This is a genomic window from Okeania sp., assembly GCF_983059655.1.
The window spans coordinates 1-6,416 of the sequence record NZ_CEZPJD010000440.1 but is presented as its reverse complement, the minus strand read 5'-3'; the positions used below and the strand labels follow the sequence as shown (position 1 = coordinate 6,416).

Here is a 6,416-nt window from a genome sequence, read left to right as displayed (position 1 = left end):
TAAGTGGGTATCAAACCGTAGGTTGGGTTAAGCGGCAGCGCAACCCAACACCAAGCTACAATGTTGGCTTGACGTTTACGGAAACCCAACCTACAAAGTGTCAATAATTTTTTAGTATAAAATGTAGTGTAAGAATTATGCCTACTAAAGACGCTTTTCACGATGCTGTCAAAAATGCCTTAATCAAAGAAAATTGGACTATTACTGACCAACAAAGATGAAAAAAAATAAAGTTCAATATTTCAATCCTGATGCTTCAAGCAAAGGTACTGATAACTGATAACTGATAACTGATAACTGAAATGTGGAGTTGATATGTATGTCGATCTAGGTGCAGAAAAACTTGTTGCTGCAGAAAAAGATGGGGAAAAAATTGCTGTAGAAATCAAAAGTTTCATTCAAAAATCAATAACTTATGAATTTCATACAGCATTAGGTCAGTATTTGAATTACCGTTTTATTCTTAACCAAAAAGACCGGGAGCGAATTTTATATTTAGCTGTTCCTGAAGACACTTATAAAACTTTTTTTAGGTTACTATTTACTCAAGGAGTAATTGCAGAACAACATCTTAAACTTATTATTTATAATGTAGAGCAGGGGGTAATTATAGAATGGAAAAATTAGAAAAATACAGAAATTATATTGAGCAAATAATCAAAGAATACGGACAATATAAACCATCTTATGGAGAGGTAGAAGTACAAACAATTGTCGACCGCGATCGCGACCATTATCAACTTTTAAATGTTGGTTGGGATGGGAATGAAAGAATACGAGGTTGTGTTTTACAAATAGATATTAAAAATGAAAAAATCTGGATACAACATGATGGTACAGAAATTGGTATTGCTGGTGAATTAGTAGATTTAGGAGTTCCATCATCAGATATTGTTCTGGCTTTTCATGCACCTTATAAACGGAAATATACTGGTTTTGCTGTGGAGTAAATTGAGGTAGTAGGGAGTAGGGAAGAATTAATTGATTTTATATAAATCACACCTTATTTTAGTTGGGTTTCGTTCCTTAACCTAACCTACAAATATCTCTACCACTCCACAGAATAACAGGAATAACGGTTTGCTTTGATAAAATTTATCGCCGTTTACACAATACCTGTAATTTCTATCAAAAGATTTTTTTTCTATCAAAAAAGGTAAAGGAATTTGTCCGATGGATACCTTTGTTTTAGGGTGAAATGTGTTAACCTGCGATGAGGGGCTATCTAAAAATTAAAGTCTTTCTAGACAAAGGTTTGATTGATTAAAACTTTCAAAGTATAAACTTTTATTTATTGTAGTATAGTATGGAAGGAAACGAATAATGGCAATAAAAATGTTTTTAACGCAACAACTTGAATACTTGGTAAAACAAACAACTAAGCTAGAAAATGAAGAACTGACACTTCCCATACTAATCTCTAGTATATTGATACCTTCTACACTGACTACAAATTATCTAATTACAGTTGTTTACGGAATAGATTCTGATGCGACAAACAATATAACTTTATTGGCATCTAAATTATATAATGTTAATTGGTTTTCATCTATACCTTCTAGTTATGCAGCCATCCGAAATAACATTGCTAAAAAACGCGATATTCTTATTCCTGTGCCTGACGTACAAACAAAAGCACTTGGAAAGAAGAAAAAAGAAGAATTATTTGAAATGCTAAGGATCGGTGTTCATTCTACAGGAAAAGTTTTTACGCCTAAGAAAAGGGATGAGTATGATGTAGGGTGTCCAAAGATTTTGTCTACCAAGGAACATATTTGGAAGGATGCAAAATTTGATGATATCAGAGATAGATTTATTATTATTCCCGCAGTAGAATTTATTCAATTTATTTATGAGGAAGAGGACTATGACTCTGAAGTTTTATTCAAAGCTCGTGAGGAATTTTGGTTGTCGGCAGCTAGTCAGTTTGAGCAAAATCTGAAGTTTGTTGAAGGTGTTGATAGGCAGTTAATAGCCACGATGGCAACAATCTATGATATTTCTGTATCAGAGGCGGTAGAAAAAGTATCTATTTATCAAGAGTTCGTAAAAAAATACTTCTAATTATTATGCTTAAAACTAGAGAAATATTATTTCTTTTTTCCCCTTGAAAGGGGAGGATTTTAATCTGAATTACTTAATTAAGAATTATTAATTCTTCGGTAATTTTTTCCACACTTCCTAAGTAATACTAGAAATCAACGAAACCATCACCAAAGTCTGAATAGCTTTAAACGGTTTATCTTTAAAATTTAAACGATAAATAAATAGCTGAAACCGACTGTATAAATTATAGAAAAAATCAGGAATATTACGATTTTTAGATAATTCTTCTAAAAAAGAAAGAGCAAAAGTCGCCCAAAGTGACTCAGATTTTTCATGTCGCCAAGCATTAAACCAAACTGTTTGGGTTTTTTGTTTAAATACTAATCTGACAAATTTACCAATATCTGATAGATTGCTAAAAATAATCTGGTCTTTTTTAATTTTCTGCCAAACCCCTGCTAAATCTTTTTTATCTAATTCTTCAGACTTCTTGAGAATCTCCTTTTCCAACTGTTTCATAAAAGAAGATTTACCACTACCCCATTCACCTTCGATAGAAATAGTCAGTGGAGGTTTTGTATTTTCATTAGTTAAAAATTCAGCCATAGCTATTACATAAGGAGTAAAACCAAGTTCATCTTTTGTTGTTGCTTGGTCTCCGACAGTAATAATTTTGTTGGATTTATCTGTAGATTTTGACATTAGTTGATAAATTAAAAAGAATCTTGATTTCTAATGATTTGTTGATAACAAAATAGGTTCAATTCCTCTTGCTTCTTCTTCCATCCTGTCTCCTGACTATTGACTCCTTCTTTATGTTTAGAGATATCTATTTTTGTTGGGTTTATCCTCCGGATAAGCTCTGCTAACGTGACCTCAACCCAACCTACACAACTAACTACACAACTAACGCCCCTACATATTTCGTTTTCAACGTTAATTTGCGTAAGTCCTGTTATAATTATCAATAATAACTAAATGCTTACATTCAGTTTTTCCCATAACGAGTAAATTGACGCTTAAAAGCAGAATGAAAACCGATAACTATATCTGAAGTAGGTACACCCATTTGCTCTAATCTCTCAGCAACAGACTCTTCTGTACCATTATATTGAATCCAAATTTTGCCATCTATAATATCAAAGTGCATCACAGGACCAAATACTCGTTTATCTCCTCGCCAACCTACATAAGCTAATTGATAATGGTCACGTTCTGTATCAAATATTAATTCATCTTTTACTGTATTATTAGTATTTGCTATTTCTGCGTGTGAACTCAAAATTTCCTGAACAAATTGTCGATATTTTTCTAATTTATCCATTCAGAAATCACCTCCAATTTAGGATTATAAATAATTAGTTTGACTTGAAAACGTTTCAGAGAACGTTGAATAAAAGGAAGCTGAAAAAAATCTTGATAAGTTTCTACTGGAATAGCTAAATAAACAATTCGGTCTGCTTCTTGTTCTTCAAGTGCTTGACAATAGTTAAGATATTGTCCCAATGCAGTATGAAATGAGCTAATATCTGAGTCTGCAATAAAGCTTTTAATTTCTACAGCAATTTTTTCAGAACCTCTTTCTGCTGCAATAGCATTTTCTGCTGCCAAATCTATTTGTAATTTGATAGCTTCACTAATCTGAATTGTAAAAGGATCGTGGGTGATATTCCATCCATCTTTGATTAAAGCATTTTTAACCTGTTGATGGAAAATGTCTTTAGCCATATAGCAATCCTATTTTATTCGTGTCAAGAATCTTACTGCTTTTTAGGGAATAGGGAACAGGGAACAGGGAATAGGGAACAGGGAACAGGTAAGAGTTTCAGTTTTTTTATCTACTTTTTGATTTGTCGCAACCTATTTAGGATTGCTATAGTAGATTATTTTCAGAATAAACGTCTCCATAACAAAGGGAATAGAGAATAGGGAAGAATAATTGATAATAATTGATCTTATTTTTGATTTTTGGAGATATCTAATAAAGAAAAAAGGAGTAAATATATAGCAATCCGCGCAGAGGGTGTAGACAGAAAGCTACTCATGTCTCCTGATTCCTTCCTCAATCTAAACATACCTTGTCAACTGCACCCGATAACGTTCTTTTTTCGTGATCGCAACATCCCCTATTTCTAATCTTCCTTTACCCCGAATAGCAATTAAATCTCCAGTTTTCACCGTATAACTTGCCTGACTAATTTCCTTCCAATTTACCCTGACATTTCCCCCATCAATTAAATCAACCATTTTACTCCGAGACATTCCAAAACCAGCGGAAGCAACTGCATCTAATCTCATGGAAGCTTCCACAGTTGTTAACTCTTTCTTTTTCGGTTCTCTTATTCTTAATTCACTCAATTCTAGAGGTTTAACTTTAACAGGAACAGACCGAACTTGTTGGAGATTCATTTCTAAATATTCCACCAATTCAGGCACTACTACTACCTGAGCGCCACGTTCTCCCAAAACAATAATATCCCCCGTTTTTTCTCTGACAATTCCTGTACCTAACATCGAACCAAGAAAATCTCGGTGAGTCGCAGTATCAAACAGAAAATTTCCCTCAATATTAATAGCTTGTAATTCCACACTCGAAGTATCAATAGGTAAATCTGAACGAGCGATCGCTAATCTTTTTCGTTCCGCTTGAGGATAACCACCCCAGGAAACTAATTCTACTTCTGTCAACTTTTGAAAAATTGCTTCCGACTCAAATATTTCTGGCGGTGACAAAAAATCACTCTGAGTAATTTCCCAAGTTCTGATAGCTTGTTCTGCTAGATCGATGATGCGAGTAATAGTTTCGCGATTTTCAATTCCTTTGAGAAGTTCTTCTTTTGGTAACATAATTATTTATTTAGGGAGTAGGGAGTAGTTAGGATATCTAGTGCGGGCAAGATGCCCGCGAAGTGTACCTCATAGTAGTGAGAAGCACTGTGTTATATTTCCAGCCTACCTACTTAAAGGAGATGCCGATAACTAATAACTGTTCACTATTCACTGAAAAGGCTGATAACTGATAACTGATAACTGATAACTGAATTAAGCAGTATATCCTTGGATATTTTCTGGTTTAAACTGATATAAAGTACGAGTTGCCAGACGAGTCAAAGCTTCCGAACCACTAACAACAATCAAATACTTACCAGCATTAAGGCGGTTACGATAGGGCAAAGCATCACCACCGCCAAAAATCAAACCCACTCCACCGCCAACAAAAGTTCCACCCATTGCACCAGAAATAGCTCCCAATATACCACCAATAAAATGATTACCAAATTCCCCTGCCCAGGCAAAAGTATTCAATCCTGTAATGATGCTAAAAGTAACACCAGCAGCAAAGCCAAAAGGTGCAAGCCAAGTAACCATTCGTTTTGCTTGTTTACGGGCCTGTTCGTTAGGATCGATTAGGCCATATTCATCAGCAGTTTGATATCCCCGGCCCAATATCGCTACTTGCTTCATGGGCAAGTCTTCTTTTTCCAAAGCAGAATAGGCAGCTTCAGCTTGAATGCGGTCTGGTAATACAGCAACGAGATAATTCATAAAATTCGATCAAAGCAATCTAAAATATTTCTGACAATCAATAAAATTATAGGCCCATACTGATACTCTGAAGGGTGAGGTTAGGTCAGCAGCTAATGTTTTTGCTAAATAAACATTACTAATTACAATTATAGTCTGGCAAAATCTCCTGCTATTTCAGAAACTAAAAAATCAAACTGAAGCGGAAGTTTCAGTAGGTAAAACAGTCACATAACTTAATTATTCAACTAATTTCTTATGCCAAAAGTTCTTGTATCTGATTCAATAGATAAAACTGGAATTGATATTCTCTCCCAAGTAGCTCAAGTAGATGTCAAAACAGGTCTACCCGCAGAAGAATTGGTCAAAATAATACCAGAATATGATGCTTTAATGATTCGCTCTGGTACTAAAGTTACCCAGGAAATTATTGAAGCTGCTACTCAACTAAAAATTATTGGTCGTGCTGGAGTAGGAGTAGATAACGTAGATATAGCAGCAGCAACCCGCAAAGGTATTGTGGTAGTTAATTCTCCAGAGGGAAATACGATCGCTGCAGCAGAACACGCCTTAGCTATGATGTTGTCCATGTCGCGCCACATCCCAGAGGCTAACCAATCAATAAAAAGTGGAAAGTGGGACCGTAAAAAGTTTATCGGGGTAGAAGTCTATAAAAAAACTCTTGGTGTTGTTGGCTTGGGTAAAATTGGTTCCCATGTAGCTAAGGTAGCAAAAGCTATGGGTATGAAAATTCTGGCCTACGACCCATTTATTTCTAAAGAAAGAGCAGACCAATTGGGTTGTAATTTGGTAGATATGGATTTATTGATCCAAGAGTCGGACTA

At 34.8% G+C, this 6,416-nt stretch carries 11 protein-coding genes; 5 read left to right on the top strand and 6 right to left on the bottom strand.

The features are described 5' to 3' along the window. Window positions 1-137 precede the first annotated feature (137 nt). From AC3DU7_RS21370 to AC3DU7_RS21355, 4 genes are all read left to right on the top strand, one after another. On the top strand, window positions 138-221 hold the full coding sequence (locus AC3DU7_RS21370) for an element excision factor XisH family protein (RefSeq protein WP_488041318.1): 84 nt from the start codon (window positions 138-140) through the stop codon (window positions 219-221). A 94-nt stretch (window positions 222-315) separates the two neighbouring features. Next, window positions 316-627 (top strand): element excision factor XisH family protein, encoded by a 312-nt coding sequence (locus AC3DU7_RS21365; protein ID WP_488041317.1) that lies wholly within the window; start codon window positions 316-318, stop codon window positions 625-627. Beyond that, window positions 615-950, top strand: a complete 336-nt coding sequence (locus AC3DU7_RS21360; protein ID WP_488041316.1) for an element excision factor XisI family protein — start codon at window positions 615-617, stop codon at window positions 948-950. The genes AC3DU7_RS21365 and AC3DU7_RS21360 overlap by 13 nt, the downstream gene beginning before the upstream one ends. 373 nt (window positions 951-1,323) lie before the next feature. After that, on the top strand, window positions 1,324-2,064 hold the full coding sequence (locus AC3DU7_RS21355) for a hypothetical protein (RefSeq protein ID WP_488041315.1): 741 nt from the start codon (window positions 1,324-1,326) through the stop codon (window positions 2,062-2,064). Window positions 2,065-2,181: 117 nt separating this feature from the next. On the opposite strand, the gene AC3DU7_RS21350 is transcribed toward AC3DU7_RS21355, so the two are convergent. From AC3DU7_RS21350 to AC3DU7_RS21325, 6 genes are all read right to left on the bottom strand, one after another. Continuing rightward, on the bottom strand, window positions 2,182-2,748 hold the full coding sequence (locus AC3DU7_RS21350) for a P-loop NTPase fold protein (RefSeq protein ID WP_488041314.1): 567 nt from the start codon (window positions 2,746-2,748) through the stop codon (window positions 2,182-2,184). Between the two features lie 11 nt (window positions 2,749-2,759). Further along, window positions 2,760-3,014 (bottom strand): DUF3622 domain-containing protein, encoded by a 255-nt coding sequence (locus tag AC3DU7_RS21345; protein ID WP_488041313.1) that lies wholly within the window; start codon window positions 3,012-3,014, stop codon window positions 2,760-2,762. A gap of 20 nt (window positions 3,015-3,034) precedes the next feature. Then, complete coding sequence (locus AC3DU7_RS21340; RefSeq protein WP_488041312.1) at window positions 3,035-3,370, bottom strand: XisI protein; 336 nt, start codon at window positions 3,368-3,370, stop codon at window positions 3,035-3,037. Beyond that, window positions 3,358-3,774, bottom strand: coding sequence for a XisH family protein (locus AC3DU7_RS21335; protein WP_488041311.1), 417 nt, complete (start codon window positions 3,772-3,774; stop codon window positions 3,358-3,360). Before AC3DU7_RS21335 ends, AC3DU7_RS21340 begins: the two co-directional genes overlap by 13 nt. A gap of 339 nt (window positions 3,775-4,113) precedes the next feature. After that, the gene (locus AC3DU7_RS21330; protein WP_488041310.1) at window positions 4,114-4,893 is read right to left on the bottom strand and encodes a photosystem II electron transport protein, Sll1252 family; all 780 of its coding nucleotides are present in this window, start codon (window positions 4,891-4,893) and stop codon (window positions 4,114-4,116) included. Between the two features lie 195 nt (window positions 4,894-5,088). Then, the gene (locus AC3DU7_RS21325) at window positions 5,089-5,592 is read right to left on the bottom strand and encodes a hypothetical protein (protein WP_488041309.1); all 504 of its coding nucleotides are present in this window, start codon (window positions 5,590-5,592) and stop codon (window positions 5,089-5,091) included. A gap of 237 nt (window positions 5,593-5,829) precedes the next feature. Here AC3DU7_RS21325 and AC3DU7_RS21320 point away from each other — a divergent pair. After that, on the top strand, window positions 5,830-6,416 hold a 587-nt coding region (locus tag AC3DU7_RS21320; protein WP_488041308.1), incomplete at its 3' end, for an NAD(P)-dependent oxidoreductase.